The 13728-nt window shown below is 58.4% G+C and carries 12 protein-coding genes; 10 read left to right on the top strand and 2 right to left on the bottom strand.

Features of this window, described 5'->3' with window-relative positions:
* The first annotated feature begins 269 nt into the window (after positions 1 to 269).
* Both AO277_RS04985 and AO277_RS04980 read left to right on the top strand, forming a co-directional pair.
* Entirely contained in the window at positions 270 to 515 is a 246-nt protein-coding gene (locus AO277_RS04985; protein ID WP_002555896.1) for a GlsB/YeaQ/YmgE family stress response membrane protein, read from the top strand.
* Between the two features lie 82 nt (positions 516 to 597).
* A complete protein-coding gene (locus tag AO277_RS04980) occupies positions 598 to 1131 on the top strand; it encodes a DUF3299 domain-containing protein (protein ID WP_002555895.1) in 534 nt (177 codons plus the stop codon).
* Between the two features lie 20 nt (positions 1132 to 1151).
* Here AO277_RS04980 and AO277_RS04975 read toward each other — a convergent pair whose 3' ends face one another.
* Positions 1152 to 2063 (bottom strand): D-hexose-6-phosphate mutarotase, encoded by a 912-nt coding sequence (locus tag AO277_RS04975; protein ID WP_044319656.1) that lies wholly within the window; start codon positions 2061 to 2063, stop codon positions 1152 to 1154.
* A 91-nt stretch (positions 2064 to 2154) separates the two neighbouring features.
* A complete protein-coding gene (locus tag AO277_RS04970) occupies positions 2155 to 2556 on the bottom strand; it encodes an acyl-CoA thioesterase (protein ID WP_002555893.1) in 402 nt (133 codons plus the stop codon).
* A 431-nt stretch (positions 2557 to 2987) separates the two neighbouring features.
* On the opposite strand from AO277_RS04970, the gene AO277_RS04965 reads away from it, so the two are divergent.
* The 8 genes from AO277_RS04965 (at position 2988) to AO277_RS04930 (ending at position 13520) form a co-directional block, all read left to right on the top strand.
* Complete coding sequence (locus tag AO277_RS04965; RefSeq protein ID WP_044319655.1) at positions 2988 to 4277, top strand: MFS transporter; 1290 nt, start codon at positions 2988 to 2990, stop codon at positions 4275 to 4277.
* 168 nt (positions 4278 to 4445) lie between these two features.
* Positions 4446 to 5447, top strand: a complete 1002-nt coding sequence (locus AO277_RS04960) for a phosphate ABC transporter substrate-binding protein PstS (protein WP_044319654.1) — start codon at positions 4446 to 4448, stop codon at positions 5445 to 5447.
* Positions 5448 to 5590: 143 nt separating this feature from the next.
* Positions 5591 to 7876 carry an ABC transporter permease subunit gene (locus AO277_RS04955; RefSeq protein ID WP_044319653.1) on the top strand — a complete coding sequence of 762 codons (2286 nt, stop codon included), beginning with the start codon at positions 5591 to 5593 and terminating at the stop codon, positions 7874 to 7876.
* A 69-nt stretch (positions 7877 to 7945) separates the two neighbouring features.
* Entirely contained in the window at positions 7946 to 9562 is a 1617-nt protein-coding gene (gene pstA, locus AO277_RS04950) for a phosphate ABC transporter permease PstA (protein WP_180273423.1), read from the top strand.
* Positions 9563 to 9628: 66 nt separating this feature from the next.
* Positions 9629 to 10462 carry a phosphate ABC transporter ATP-binding protein PstB gene (gene pstB, locus AO277_RS04945; protein WP_005734982.1) on the top strand — a complete coding sequence of 278 codons (834 nt, stop codon included), beginning with the start codon at positions 9629 to 9631 and terminating at the stop codon, positions 10460 to 10462.
* A 70-nt stretch (positions 10463 to 10532) separates the two neighbouring features.
* Entirely contained in the window at positions 10533 to 11294 is a 762-nt protein-coding gene (gene phoU, locus AO277_RS04940) for a phosphate signaling complex protein PhoU (protein ID WP_002555887.1), read from the top strand.
* Positions 11295 to 11497: 203 nt separating this feature from the next.
* Entirely contained in the window at positions 11498 to 12388 is an 891-nt protein-coding gene (locus AO277_RS04935) for a response regulator (protein ID WP_044319652.1), read from the top strand.
* 229 nt (positions 12389 to 12617) lie between these two features.
* Positions 12618 to 13520, top strand: a complete 903-nt coding sequence (locus AO277_RS04930) for a peptidoglycan DD-metalloendopeptidase family protein (RefSeq protein ID WP_044319651.1) — start codon at positions 12618 to 12620, stop codon at positions 13518 to 13520.
* Positions 13521 to 13728 lie beyond the last annotated feature (208 nt).

The following is a 13728-nucleotide window of genomic DNA, read 5'->3' as shown; positions in this document are numbered from 1 at the left end:
CAGGATGCAGGCCGCCAAGGCAGCGTAAGTGGATAATTGTCCAACCTTCGGGGGGCATACCACGGAGCGTGGGAACGAGAATTAGCGGGGTGTCAGCCCTGTTTAGCCGTTCTGCGCTATCGCCAGGCCCTGTCATTCATGAAGAATTCTCCACCCCGAAGCAAACTGTCCATTGCGCCGGAACCATTCCCTGCCGCTGTTCTCAGATAGCAGTAGGTCGGGGCTGCTCATTAGCCCAGGCATATTCACTTAATACAGAGGGGAATGGCATGGGTATCATTGGAACCATCTTTATCGGCCTGATCGTTGGTCTGCTGGCTCGCTTCCTGAAGCCGGGCGACGACAGCATGGGCTGGATCATGACCATCGTGCTAGGTATCGCCGGCTCGCTCGCAGCCACTTATGGTGGTCAGGCGCTGGGTATCTATCAAGCGGGCGAGGGTGCAGGTTTCCTCGGCGCGCTGGTAGGTGCAATCATCCTGCTGGTTATCTACGGCATGATCAAAAAGAAATAACGTTTAATGTTCAGCCCTCTGTTCTGCGCAGCACAGAGGGCTAGAATGCGCGGCAACTCTTCCTTCTTTGCCGAGCTTTATCATGCGCCGCTTCTTGTTGATGACTCTTCTGCTGCTGTCCGGGCTTGCACACGCCCAGTTGCCGGAAACCGACTGGCTAGAGTTGATGCCCAAGTCCGATCAAAAAGCCCTCGAAGCCATGCCCGAGATTGACCACAATTCTCCGGAAGCGATGGGCACGTTCGACAGCAAGGGTGGCTTGAAGCAGAGCAAGGGTTTGCCTGCGGTCATGTATTCGACCAAGACCGTCCCGGCAATGAACGGCAAGACCATTCGTCTTGGCGGTTACCCTGTACCCCTCGAAACCGATGCCAAGGGCCACAGCACGCTGTTCTTCATCGTGCCCTATCCAGGCGCCTGCATTCACGTCCCGCCACCGCCGCCTAACCAGTTGGTGCTTGTGCGTTACCCCAAAGGCCTGAAACTGGATGATATCTACACACCACTGTGGGTAGAAGGCACCCTGAAAATCGAGAAGGTCAGTAACGATCTGGCTGATGCGGCGTATGCGATGGATGCGTCAAAGGTCCGCGTTGTGGTTGAATCGGACCTTTGATGGGCTTGATCAATAACTGATCAGAGCGCCTCGCTCCAGATACTCACACCCAGAACATGCATCTGGTCGGGGGCCAGCGTCACCACGTCGTCCAGCACGTTGGCCGTTTCGACGCAGACCATGCGCTGCCAGCCATCTGCTGCCATGTCGGTGAATTTGCCGGTTTTCTCGATCCACGGGTTCCACAGGATGGCTGATTTCGAGCCGGTGCTGCGGATATGGATGCGGCGCTGCCATTGGTGGTCAACGATGCTGAGTACCCCCGGTATATCCTTGTAGATACGGTCGGTTTCGCCAGTGAACGTCAGGTCGCCGGCCTGTTCACGTTCTTCCCAGTTTGCCAGGGTTTCGATGTAGCGCAGGCCGTCGAGCCCTTCGACGCTGACCTGACGAACATCGCTGACGGCGAAATAGGTGTGCAGCGCCTGGCTGATAACGACAGATTCTGTGCCGCAGTTGTAGCTGACCAGGCTGACGTTCAGAGCATGGTCCAGACGGATGCTGAGTTTCAGGGCGACGTTGTGCGGCCAGCCTGGCAGGTGGCCTTCGGCTTCCGGAAGGACGAACTCCACCAGCAGTGCATCGCCATCTGCTCCGATCCCCAGCAACTGCCAATCCAGCGCTCGCACTTCACCATGCGCCTTGGCAGGTTCGCTGCTGTCGCGCATTGCCTGCACGCTTTGCGGGTTGCGTTCCAGGTTACCGAACCACGGCCAGCAGATGGGCATGCCCGCGCGAATGGGTTTGCCTTGCTTGAAAACCGCCTCTTCATTCAGCCACACCAGAGGCTGCTGTCCGGCCACTTGATAGCTGAGGATATGTGCGCCCTGCTGCGCAACCAGCAGCTCTGCTTCGCCGTGGCGAATACGCCAGCAGTTCAGTTCGTCGTAATGGACAGATTCAACGTTGGGTTCAACCGGGGATGTTGGCATGCAAAGTTCTCACTCAATGACCGTGACGAAAATAGACCGCTTCACGCAAGGTGAGTTTAACCGGGCAGCCATCCTTGGGTTGAGCAACCAGTTACCGTCGTGCGGGAACCGAGCGTGTCCGCCCGCTGGAATCTATGGCCACGAACACGAATGCGGCCTCAGTGACCTTGCGCCATTCGCTGGTGAGCGGGTCATCGCTCCACACTTCGACCATCATCTTGATCGAGGTGCGTCCGACTTCCAGGGTGCGGGTGTAAAAGGAAAGCTGCTCGCCAACTGCGACCGGGACCAGAAACGCCATGCGATCAATCGCCACGGTCGCTACACGGCCGCCGGCCACTTTACTGGCCATGGCTGTACCCGCCAGGTCCATCTGGGAGACCAGCCAGCCGCCGAAGATGTCGCCAAAGCCATTGGTTTCGCGGGGAAGGGCGGTAATTTGCAGTGCAAGGTCGCCTTGCGGAGTTGGATCTTCTTGTTCGAGCTCGATCATGCCTAGGGTGCCTCTGACCCATGACTCTCATTATTGTATGCTGCGGTTAACAGGCGCCATTCAAAACCATGCGCATGAACATTGTGTGTCCAGTGCAGGTGTGGCCCATAGAGAAACTCTGCGAAACCCGCTGTTTCAGACGTTTTCGCACAACTTCCCAGTGCTGCTGACGACTTGCGAGTATATCGGGCGTTGCGTCATAGAACGACCGTCGGGTTTCCATTTTGTAATGATGCAGTTCTTGACATGTGTTTTTAAGAGCAATTTGCTATCTTGCTGAACCTCTACAGGTGACAAGACTGCCTGTACACGCAATTTTGGTGCCTATCTGCGCCTTTGCCCTCGACAATCGCTTCTGCACGGCACCCCGCAGCAGCCAGCGGTGCTGTCGCTTGCCCCTTTTTAAAGAACAAGTAAAGAGAAGCCTTGTCATGTCATCTGTTCCTTCAAGTTCCACGCAGCCTGCGCGGCCTTTGACCCGCAGCGATTACAAAACCCTTTCGCTCTCTGCTTTGGGTGGCGCGCTGGAGTTCTACGACTTCATCATTTTCGTGTTTTTCGCGGCGGTGGTCGGCAAGCTGTTTTTCCCGGTGGACATGCCCGACTGGCTGCGCATGATGCAGACGTTCGGCATTTTCGCCGCCGGTTATCTGGCGAGGCCGCTGGGCGGCATTATCATGGCGCACTTCGGCGATCTGCTGGGGCGCAAGAAAATGTTCACGCTGAGCATTTTCATGATGGCGGTGCCGACCCTGATCATGGGCTTGCTGCCGACCTACGCACAGATCGGCATGTGGGCGCCGATTCTGCTGCTGTTGATGCGCGTCATTCAAGGTGCCGCCATCGGCGGTGAAGTGCCTGGCGCCTGGGTCTTCGTCTCCGAGCATGTGCCTGCCCGTCGTGTCGGGTATGCCTGCGGCACCCTGACCGCAGGGCTGACAGCGGGCATCCTGCTGGGCTCGCTGGTCGCCACGGCGATCAATAGTATTTATACCCCGGTCGAAGTGTCGGATTACGCCTGGCGGATCCCTTTCCTGTTGGGTGGTGTGTTTGGCCTGATGTCGGTTTATCTGCGTCGTCTGTTGCACGAAACGCCGGTGTTCGCCGAACTGCAGCTGCGCAAGGCGCTGGCTGAAGAAGTGCCGCTCAAGGCGGTGCTGCGTGATCATCGTGGTGCCGTTGCGCTGTCGATGCTGATGACTTGGTTGCTGTCGGCCGGCATCATCGTCGTGATCCTGATGACGCCGACCATTCTGCAAACCATCTATGGCTTTCCGGCGGCTACGGCGCTGAAGGCCAACAGCCTGGCTATCGTGTTTCTCAGCCTGGGTTGCATCGCAGCGGGTGCCCTGGCGGATCGCTTTGGCGCCGGCTGGGTGTTTCTGTTGGGCAGCGCAGGGTTACTGGTCAGTTCCTGGACGTTTTATCACGTCCTCGGCAGCCATCCGGAAGTGCTGTTCCCGCTGTATGCCGTGACAGGGTTGTTCGTCGGCACTATCGGCGCGGTTCCTTATGTCATGGTCAAGGCTTTCCCGCCCGTGGTGCGCTTCTCCGGGCTGTCGTTCTCCTACAACCTGGCGTACGCCATTTTCGGGGGGCTGACGCCGATGGTGGTGACGTTCATGCTCAAGAGCAGCCCGATGGGCCCGGCCTGGTATGTCGCGATTCTCTGCGGCCTGGGCATGGCAATCGGCGTGTTTTTGCTGACCAGAAAGCGTTGATCAGCACCCGCTGGTAAAACGCTCAAGGCATCCGCTACAGCGAAAGGCTATCTCCCTGCGAAGGGCGATAGCCTTTTCATCTTATTGTCATAATCAATTCATAGAGTAGTCACAAGATTGGCCCAAAAAGGCTTGTGGACACCTACATACCCTGCCAGGAGCGCAAGGATGACACTCAAGCGTTTGATGGCTGCACTGACATGGGTTGCCGCCAGCGTGATGGCAGCCAATACGCTGGCTGCCGTCGACCCTGCCATCAAGGCCTATACCAGGACCTCCGGTGTGTCGGGCAATCTCTCCAGTGTCGGCTCCGATACCCTGGCAAATCTCATGACCCTGTGGGCCGAGGCCTACAAGAAAGAATACCCGAGCGTTAACATCCAGATTCAAGCGGCTGGCTCTTCCACAGCGCCACCTGCACTGACCGAGGGCACGGCCAATCTGGGGCCCATGAGCCGCAGGATGAAAGACGGCGAACTATCGGCTTTTGAGCAGAAGCACGGCTACAAACCGACCGCTATTCCGGTGGCCGTGGATGCATTGGCCGTATTCGTGCACAAGGACAATCCGATCAAGGGCCTGACCCTGCAGCAAGTGGACGCGATCTTTTCCGCGACCCGCCTGTGCGGCGCCAGGGCGGATGCGAAAACCTGGGGTGACGTCGGTGTGAGCGGCAACCTGGCAGGCAAGCCGATTCAGTTGTTCGGTCGCAACTCGGTGTCGGGCACTTACGGTTACTTCAAGGAAGAAGCCCTGTGCAAAGGCGATTTCAAGGCCAACGTCAACGAACAGCCCGGTTCCGCCTCGGTGGTTAGCGCCATCAGCAATTCGCTTAACGGCATTGGCTACTCGGGCATCGGCTACAAGACATCCAATGTCAGGACCGTTCCGCTGGCGAAGAAGGAAGGGGGCGAGTTTGTCGAAGACAGCGAAGCCAACACTTTGAATGGCAGTTACCCGTTGTCGCGCTTTCTCTATGTCTATGTGAACAAGGCGCCCAATCAGCCTCTGGCACCGCTGGAAGCCGAGTTCGTTAAACTGGTGCTGTCCAGACAGGGCCAGGAAGTGGTGATGAAAGACGGTTATATTCCGCTGCCTGCTCGTGTGGTGGAAAAGACACTTGCCGATCTCGGCCTGCAAGATACGAGCGGCCTGGCAGTAAAAAAGTAGTCACGTACAGCTTGCAAGCGAGGCTCAATGGACTGGCCTGCACACAAATTGATCAGTCCGCCGCCGGACTCATGGGCAGCGGGCTTTTCTGCGTCACCTTGCTGTAATTTTTTTGTCATACAAGGCGTCTACGGTGTGTGCGCATGAATGAGCTGTTCAAATCTTCGATGGACCAGAGTTCGCCGCCAGCGCGTATTGATTTCAATACGCCCGCTATGGTGAGGAAGCGCCGTGTCCGTGCGTTCAAGGATCGTCTGACTCACTGGTACGTTGCCATTGGTGGCCTTGCCGTTCTGGCGGCTATCACACTGATCTTCTTCTATCTGGCCTATGTCGTCGCGCCGCTCTTCAAAGGCGCAAGCCTTACTTCCGAACCCGTACTGAATACTGCCTGGATGCAGGATGCGGGCACGCCGTTGATGATCGCAATTGAAGAGCAGAACCAGATCGGGATGCGCATTTCTGACAAGGGCGAAGTCATCTTTTTCAACGTCAAGGATGGCGCAGAACTGCATAGGGTTGCCTTGCCGCTGCCCGCTGGCGTGTCTGTCGCTTCCATCGGCAAGGATCAGCCCGGCGCACCATTAATAGCTTTGGGCTTGTCCAATGGCCAGGTGCTGGTGTTCAGGCACTCGTACCTGACGACCTATCCGAACAACCAGAAAACCATCACCCCGAGCGTGGCCTGGCCCTACGGCGAAGCGCCTTTGGTGCTGGATGAGGCCGGTCGTGCAGTCGAGCATGTGACCGTCAGTGCCGATGGCGACAGCCTCAAGCTGGCAGGGTCTACCGGCACTCAGTTGCACGTTATCTCGCTCGAGCAGAAAGAAAACATGATGACCGGCGAGATGACGCGTGAGCAGACGCGCATCGAGCTACCGCAGATGTCGGCCGCCGTTAAAGCGATTTACATCGACCCGCGCCAGCAATGGTTGTATGTCATCAATGGTCGCGCTCAGGCGGATGTGTTCAGCCTGCGCGACCGAACCCTCAATGGCCGCTATAAATTGCTGGAAGACGGTAACGCCGAGATCACGGCGAGTGCCCAACTGGTCGGCGGTATTTCGCTGATCATTGGCAACTCAAAGGGCAGCATGTCCCAGTGGTTCATGGCCCGGGACACTGACGGCGAGCAGCGCCTGATGCGCATCCGCGACTTTAAAATGGGCAGCGCACCTATCGAGCAGATCAAGGCCGAACAGCGGCGCAAGGGCTTCATTGCTCTGGACGCCTCGGGAAAGCTTGGCGTGTTCCACAGCACCGCGCACCGAACCTTGCTGATCGACAAGGTAACTGACGGTCCCGGCATTCTGGCGTTATCACCGCGCGCCAACCGGGTTCTGATCGAAAGCGCTGGCAAGCTGTTGCCGCTGGCGCTGGACAACCCGCACCCGGAAGTCTCCTGGAGTTCGCTGTGGGGCAAGGTCTGGTATGAGAATTACGACGAGCCCAAGTACGTTTGGCAATCCACGGCGTCCAACTCCGACTTCGAGCCAAAGCTGAGCCTGGCACCCTTGACCTACGGCACCCTGAAAGCGGCGTTCTACGCCATGTTGCTGGCCGCGCCGCTGGCCGTGGCGGCCGCGATCTACACCGCCTACTTCATGGCGCCGGGCATGCGCCGCAAGGTCAAGCCGGTGATTGAATTGATGGAAGCGATGCCGACGGTGATTCTCGGTTTCTTTGCCGGATTGTTTCTGGCGCCGTATCTGGAAGGTCATTTGCCGGGCATCTTCAGCTTGCTGCTGCTCACGCCGATCGGCATTTTGCTGGCGGGCTTTTTCTGGACCCGTCTGCCTGATTCGCTTCGCCTGCGCGTGCCCGATGGCTGGGAAGGCGCGATCCTGATTCCCGTTGTGCTATTGGTGGGCTGGTTTTCACTGAGCATGAGCCCGCACCTGGAGAGCTGGTTCTTCGGCGGCGACATGAGCACATGGATCCGCGACCAACTGGGCATCACCTACGATCAGCGCAACGCGTTGGTGGTCGGCATTGCAATGGGTTTCGCGGTGATCCCCAACATCTATTCAATTGCCGAAGACGCCGTGTTCAGCGTGCCGCGCAGCCTGACACTGGGCTCTCTGGCGCTGGGCGCGACGCCGTGGCAGACCCTGACGCGTGTAGTCATCCTGACCGCCAGCCCCGGTATTTTTTCGGCCTTGATGATCGGCATGGGCCGGGCGGTGGGGGAAACCATGATTGTGCTGATGGCGACCGGCAACACGCCGATCATGGACATGAATCTGTTTGAAGGCATGCGCACGCTGGCGGCCAATGTCGCGGTGGAGATGCCAGAGTCGGAAGTAGGCGGCAGCCATTATCGGGTGTTGTTTCTGGCGGCGTTGGTGCTGTTGATGTTCACCTTTGTGATGAACACCCTCGCGGAGTTGATTCGTCAGCGTCTGCGCAAGCAATACTCGGCGTTGTAAGGAAGGTAGGCGTTGGTGAAGCGGAACTCCCTCAAAAACTGGTTCAAAAGCGGCGCCCCCGGCGTCTGGATGAGTGCGGGTGCCGTATCCATCGCTGTCATCATGACCATCGGCCTGCTGGCGGTGATCGCCGTGCGGGGGCTTGGGCACTTTTGGCCCGCTGATCTGGTGGTCGCACGTTATGCGGTGCCCAATCAGGAATCGAGTGTGCTGGTTGGTGAGCGGGTCGAGCAGGAACAGGTCCCTCGTGCGCGTTTGAAAAGCGCGGGTCTGCCGGTGCCTGACCAAGGGCCAGAGTTCATGACCCGTGAGCTGTTCAAGGTTGGCAACCGTGACCTCAACCCCAGCGATTTCACCTGGGTTGTGGGCGACTGGCTGACCGACCAGAGCCGTCCTGCCGAACTGATGACACTGGAGCGCCGGGAGTGGGGCAATTTCTACGGCTATCTGGTCAACGTCAAAGAAGACGGCCGGATAGTGGCACAAGGCGAAGCTGCCTGGCCGATCCTGCAAGAGCGCATCAAACGCGTCGAAAAGCTGGCTGACGAACTCTACATTCTGGAAAAGAAAGACATCGGGGCCATCAATCACGGTATTGAGCGCCTGCGTCTGCAGGCCCGCAAGCTGGAACTCAATGGCCGGCTCGATGCCGCTGCGCAAGCTGACATGGCTGCAGAACGTGCCGAGCTGGACGCGCGTTACAAGGTCATCGAGGGGCGTCTGGACGGCCTGCATGAGGCTTTTGATCGCGACAGCCTGACGGCACGCGATGGCAATGGCAAAGAAATCGAACTCAGCCTGGGCAAAGTGGTGCGTGCTTACCAGCCCAACGCGATGGGCACCGTTACCAAGCTGGGTTTCTACTTCCAGAAACTGTGGGAATTTCTCAGTGACGACCCTCGCGAAGCCAACACCGAAGGGGGTATTTTCCCGGCTATCTTCGGCACGGTGATGATGACCCTGATCATGGCGGTGATCGTGACGCCGTTCGGTGTGCTGGCCGCAGTTTACCTGCGCGAGTACGCGCGTCAGGGGCCGGTTACCCGGCTGATTCGCATTGCCGTGAATAACCTGGCCGGTGTACCGGCGATTGTCTACGGCGTGTTCGGCCTCGGGTTTTTCGTTTATGTGCTCGGCGGCTCGGTAGACCGGCTGTTCTTTCCTGAAGCGCTGCCAGCCCCGACGTTTGGTACGCCAGGCCTGTTATGGGCCTCGCTGACCCTGGCGCTGCTGGCCGTGCCGGTGGTGATCGTGGCCACCGAAGAAGGGTTGGCGCGTATTCCGCTGACCCTGCGCGAAGGCTCGCTGGCGCTGGGCGCGACCAAGGCCGAGACGCTGTGGAAGATTGTATTGCCAATGGCCAGCCCGGCAATGATGACCGGCCTGATTCTGGCGGTGGCGCGTGCCGCCGGGGAAGTTGCGCCATTGATGCTGGTGGGCGTGGTCAAACTGGCCCCGTCGCTGCCGCTGGATGGCAACTATCCTTATCTGCATCTCGATCAGAAGATCGTGCACCTGGGTTTCCACATTTACGACGTCGGCTTCCAGAGCCCGAACGTCGAGGCGGCACGCCCGCTGGTCTACGCCACCGCGCTGTTGCTGGTGCTGGTCATCGCCTTGCTCAATCTCTCGGCTGTGAGTATCCGTAACCATTTGCGGGAAAAGTATAAGGCGCTCGACAATTGATCCCTAATTCGCCCTTTGGCAAACGCAGCCGTTCGATGAAGCGAATCGTTCGCACAGGAGCAATCCATGCAGCATGAAAGCCCGACTCACGGCATGAACATGTCGGCTCTGAGGCGTCACAAGCAACGCCTGGATCTGGCCGATGAGACCGTGGCCATCGAAGTGCCGGGTCTGAATCTGTTCTATGGCGACAAGCAGGCGCTGTTCGATATTGCCCTGAATATCCCCAAGCAGAAGGTGACCTCGTTCATCGGTCCGTCCGGTTGTGGCAAGTCGACCCTGTTGCGCAGTTTCAATCGCATGAACGATCTGGTCGATGGCTGCCGCGTTGAAGGCGCAATCAACCTGTACGGTCACAACATCTACACCAAAGGCGAGGAAGTTGCTGAGTTGCGTCGGCGCGTCGGCATGGTGTTCCAGAAGCCGAACCCGTTCCCCAAGACGATTTATGAAAACGTGGTCTACGGCCTGCGCATTCAGGGCATCAACAAGAAGCGCGTACTCGATGAAGCCGTCGAGTGGGCGCTGAAAGCCTCTGCGCTCTGGGATGAGGTCAAGGATCGACTGCATGAGTCGGCGTTGGGGTTGTCCGGAGGGCAGCAACAGCGTCTGGTCATTGCCCGAACGATCGCCGTGGAGCCGGAAGTTTTGCTGCTCGACGAACCCTGTTCGGCACTTGACCCGATTTCGACCCTTAAAGTCGAAGAACTGATCTACGAACTGAAATCGAAATACACCATTGTGATCGTTACGCACAACATGCAGCAGGCGGCTCGGGTGTCGGATTACACCGCGTTTATGTACATGGGCAAACTCGTCGAGTTCGGTGATACAGATACCTTGTTCACCAACCCGGCAAAAAAACAGACAGAAGACTACATCACCGGTCGTTACGGCTAGGACGTGCTTCGTCAGACCTGAACCACCGCTGCGTTTTCGCTATTAACCGGACGTTCCAAGGACACCCAGCATGATCCACAAAGACAGCCATACGCATCACATTTCCCAACAGTTCAACGCTGAACTCGAAGACGTTCGCAGCCATTTGCTCGAAATGGGTGGCCTGGTCGAGAAGCAGGTGAACGATTCTGTCACGGCACTGATCGAGGCCGACTCCGGTCTTGCCCAGCGCGTTCGCGAGGTCGACGACCGGATCAATCAGATGGAGCGCAGCATTGACGAAGAATGCCTGCGCATTCTGGCTCGTCGCCAGCCAGCGGCGTCCGATCTGCGCCTGATCATCAGCATTTCCAAGTCGGTGATCGACCTGGAGCGCATCGGTGATGAAGCCACCAAGATCGCCCGCCGTGCCATCAAACTCTGCGAAGAGGGCGAGGCGCCACGCGGTTACGTCGAGGTCCGTCATATCGGTGATCAGGTGCGCAACATGGTTCGCGATGCCCTGGACTCGTTCGCGCGTTTCGACGCTGAGCTGGCCCTGTCGGTCGCGCAGTACGACAAGACCATCGACCGTGAGTACAAAACCGCCCTGCGCGAGCTGGCGACCTACATGATGGAAGATCCACGCTCGATCTCCCGCGTGCTGGACGTCATCTGGGTGCTGCGCTCTCTGGAGCGCATCGGCGACCATGCCCGCAACATTTCCGAGCTGGTGATTTATCTGGTGCGTGGCACCGACGTGCGGCACATGGGGCTCAAGCGCATGAAGGAAGAAGTGCAGGGTATCTCGAGCGAAACCGCTAATGTTCCGGGCGACGCTGACGATAAGTAAGATTGCCTGCGAGAAAAACGCCCAGCATGCGCTGGGCGTTTTTCGTTGTGCAGACGAGTATTCCCGTCGCCTGCGGATTAAATGTCGCGGCGCAGTCAATCAATATGGCAGTTGGCCACCGGTCAACGCTATGCTTGCCGAAACAAAGGGCGTGTTGGCATACCGCAGTTCGCCTCCAGGTGAACACGCCCGCAGGAGCGTCGATGAGTAAGGTCAGTGTATTGGTGGTGGATGACGCGACTTTCATTCGCGACTTGGTCAAGAAAGGGCTGCGCAATTATTTTCCCGGGCTTCATACCGAGGACGCAGTCAATGGTCGCAAGGCTCAGGCTTTGCTGGGCAAAGAGTCGTTCGATCTGATTCTGTGCGACTGGGAAATGCCCGAGATGTCCGGCCTGGAGCTGTTGACATGGTGTCGTGAGCAAGACAATTACCTGAGAACCGTGCCGTTCATCATGGTGACCAGCCGTGGCGACAAGGAAAACGTCGTGCAGGCTATTCAGGCCGGCGTGACCGATTTTGTCGGCAAACCGTTCACTAACGAGCAGTTGCTGACCAAGGTCAAGAAGGCGCTGGCGAAGGTCGGCAAGCTTGATGCGGTCATGTCCACAGCCCCGGCACGCATGAACTCGCCGCTCAATGACTCGCTCAGTGCATTGACCGGCGGCAAGGCCGAAGTGGTTCGCGCCACGCCAGCTGCCGCGCCTGCCGGTATCGCCAAAGCGCCGCCTGTAGCAGCCAAATCGCCGGAGCCTGCCGGTCGTGGACAGGGTCAGTTGCGCCTGCCCAACGGCATTCAGTCGTGCGTGATCAAGGCTTTGACGCTGAAAGACGCCACACTGGTGATACGCGTCAGCGAAAACCTGCCGCAGGTGCTCGACAGCGCGGTACTGGACCTTGAGCAAGGCGAGAGCAACGAGGTCGCACGCCTGAATGGCTACCTGCACTCCGTTGCCGCGTTCGAGCAGAAGCCTGACAGTGAATGGCTGCAAGTGACTTTCCGCTTTGTCGATCAGGATGCGCAGAAGCTCGACTACCTGTCGCGCCTGATCGCACGTGGCACGGCTCAAAAGCACTTTATCCCCGGAGCCTGATACACGCCTCCTGCTGACTGGCATGCCGACGTTCGCGTTGGCATGCCCCAAATACCTACTGCACAGCTACCTAATAACTTCACCCCGCTGCAATCACCCCCTCGCTGATCATGCTGTGTCCGTGGCTTGTCTGGCGCGTTATTCATGTCCGATTGATGCCGACGAGTCCTCTTCTGTCTGCAAGGCTGCTAGGCTTGGCACCCAGTGCCCTTGAACCCGAACGCCTCTGATGCTTGCACGCCTGCTTATCCTGTTTGCCCTGATGTTGACTGTGCAGTCGGCCGGGGCAGTCACGATCTATAAATTCACCGATGCCGATGGCGTGGTGTCGTTCTCGGATCGGCCAACACCTGGCGCATCGGTCATGGTGTTTCGGGACCGGATGGTCGAGCGTATCGACGGCCAGGTGCATTTGAGTGTCAGGCGTGAAAAGGGCGTGCACAGCCTGTACGTGCGCAACGATCTGTACGCCCCGGTCGAGGTCGAACTCAAGCTTTCCAGTGTGACCAACGTGCTGGGCGTCTCTGGCTCGTCAGCAACGCTGCGCCGCACGATCCCTGCGCGCAGTAATGAACGTGTGGTGGTGCTGAGCCCCAAAGCGGGGAGTAAGCCGATGAACTATGCCTCGGTGCTGACTTCAACCCTGGGCGATCCCAAAGGTTCGGTGCAGGCCTATAAATACCCATTGCCGTGGATTGGCGGACCGTTTCGCCTGACTCAGGGGCCGAATGGCAAATACAGTCATTACGGTGCCAAGGGCCGCTATGCGATGGACATTGCCATGCCCGAAGGCACCCCGATCATCGCCGCACGCGGCGGGACGGTGATAAAGATCGAAAACAGCCAGTCAGGGAGGGGTTCGAATGCGTCAGGCAACTTCGTACGGATTCTGCACGAAGACGGCACGATGGGCGTCTATCTGCACCTGATGCGCGGTTCGGTGAGTGTCAGGGAAGGTCAGCGGGTCAGCGTCGGAACCGCGCTGGCGCGGTCGGGTAATACCGGAAACAGCACCGGCCCGCATCTGCACTTTGTCGTGCAACGCAATTTGGGCCATGAACTGGTATCGATCCCTTACGAATTCGCCAGACCAGTGCAGAGCCTGCCCAACTTCGCCGTCGGCGGGAATTGACTGCTGGAGCGACCGTCCATTTCTTGACTATCGTGCCGACGCTCCGCGTCGGTATGCCGTTCAGGGCGCTCCGCGTCCGCTTTGAGTATGCGGCGCGGCGCAGACCTGTGACGCGGAGCGTCACCCAAGGCATTCCCACGCTGGAGTGGTATGCCCCCCGAAGGTTGGACAATTATCCACTTACGCTGCCTTGGCGGCCTGCATCCTG

The organism is Pseudomonas amygdali, assembly GCF_002699855.1.
In the GTDB taxonomy this organism is placed as follows: domain Bacteria; phylum Pseudomonadota; class Gammaproteobacteria; order Pseudomonadales; family Pseudomonadaceae; genus Aquipseudomonas; species Aquipseudomonas amygdali.
The sequence above is the reverse complement of the archived record's forward strand: the minus strand, read 5'-3'. Positions and strand labels throughout refer to the sequence as shown.

Bases quoted from the DNA above. Each gene is read 5' to 3' on its own strand.
- AO277_RS04970 (WP_002555893.1), bottom strand. From the start codon at position 2,556: ATGATCGAGCTCGAACAAGAAGATCCAACTCCGCAAGGCGACCTTGCA.
- AO277_RS04935 (WP_044319652.1), top strand. From the start codon at position 11,498: ATGAGTAAGGTCAGTGTATTGGTGGTGGATGACGCGACTTTCATTCGC.
- AO277_RS04975 (WP_044319656.1), bottom strand. From the start codon at position 2,063: ATGCCAACATCCCCGGTTGAACCCAACGTTGAATCTGTCCATTACGAC.
- AO277_RS04965 (WP_044319655.1), top strand. From the start codon at position 2,988: ATGTCATCTGTTCCTTCAAGTTCCACGCAGCCTGCGCGGCCTTTGACC.
- phoU (WP_002555887.1), top strand. From the start codon at position 10,533: ATGATCCACAAAGACAGCCATACGCATCACATTTCCCAACAGTTCAAC.
- AO277_RS04930 (WP_044319651.1), top strand. From the start codon at position 12,618: ATGCTTGCACGCCTGCTTATCCTGTTTGCCCTGATGTTGACTGTGCAG.
- AO277_RS04955 (WP_044319653.1), top strand. From the start codon at position 5,591: ATGAATGAGCTGTTCAAATCTTCGATGGACCAGAGTTCGCCGCCAGCG.
- AO277_RS04960 (WP_044319654.1), top strand. From the start codon at position 4,446: ATGACACTCAAGCGTTTGATGGCTGCACTGACATGGGTTGCCGCCAGC.
- pstA (WP_180273423.1), top strand. From the start codon at position 7,946: ATGAGTGCGGGTGCCGTATCCATCGCTGTCATCATGACCATCGGCCTG.
- AO277_RS04985 (WP_002555896.1), top strand. From the start codon at position 270: ATGGGTATCATTGGAACCATCTTTATCGGCCTGATCGTTGGTCTGCTG.
- pstB (WP_005734982.1), top strand. From the start codon at position 9,629: ATGCAGCATGAAAGCCCGACTCACGGCATGAACATGTCGGCTCTGAGG.
- AO277_RS04980 (WP_002555895.1), top strand. From the start codon at position 598: ATGCGCCGCTTCTTGTTGATGACTCTTCTGCTGCTGTCCGGGCTTGCA.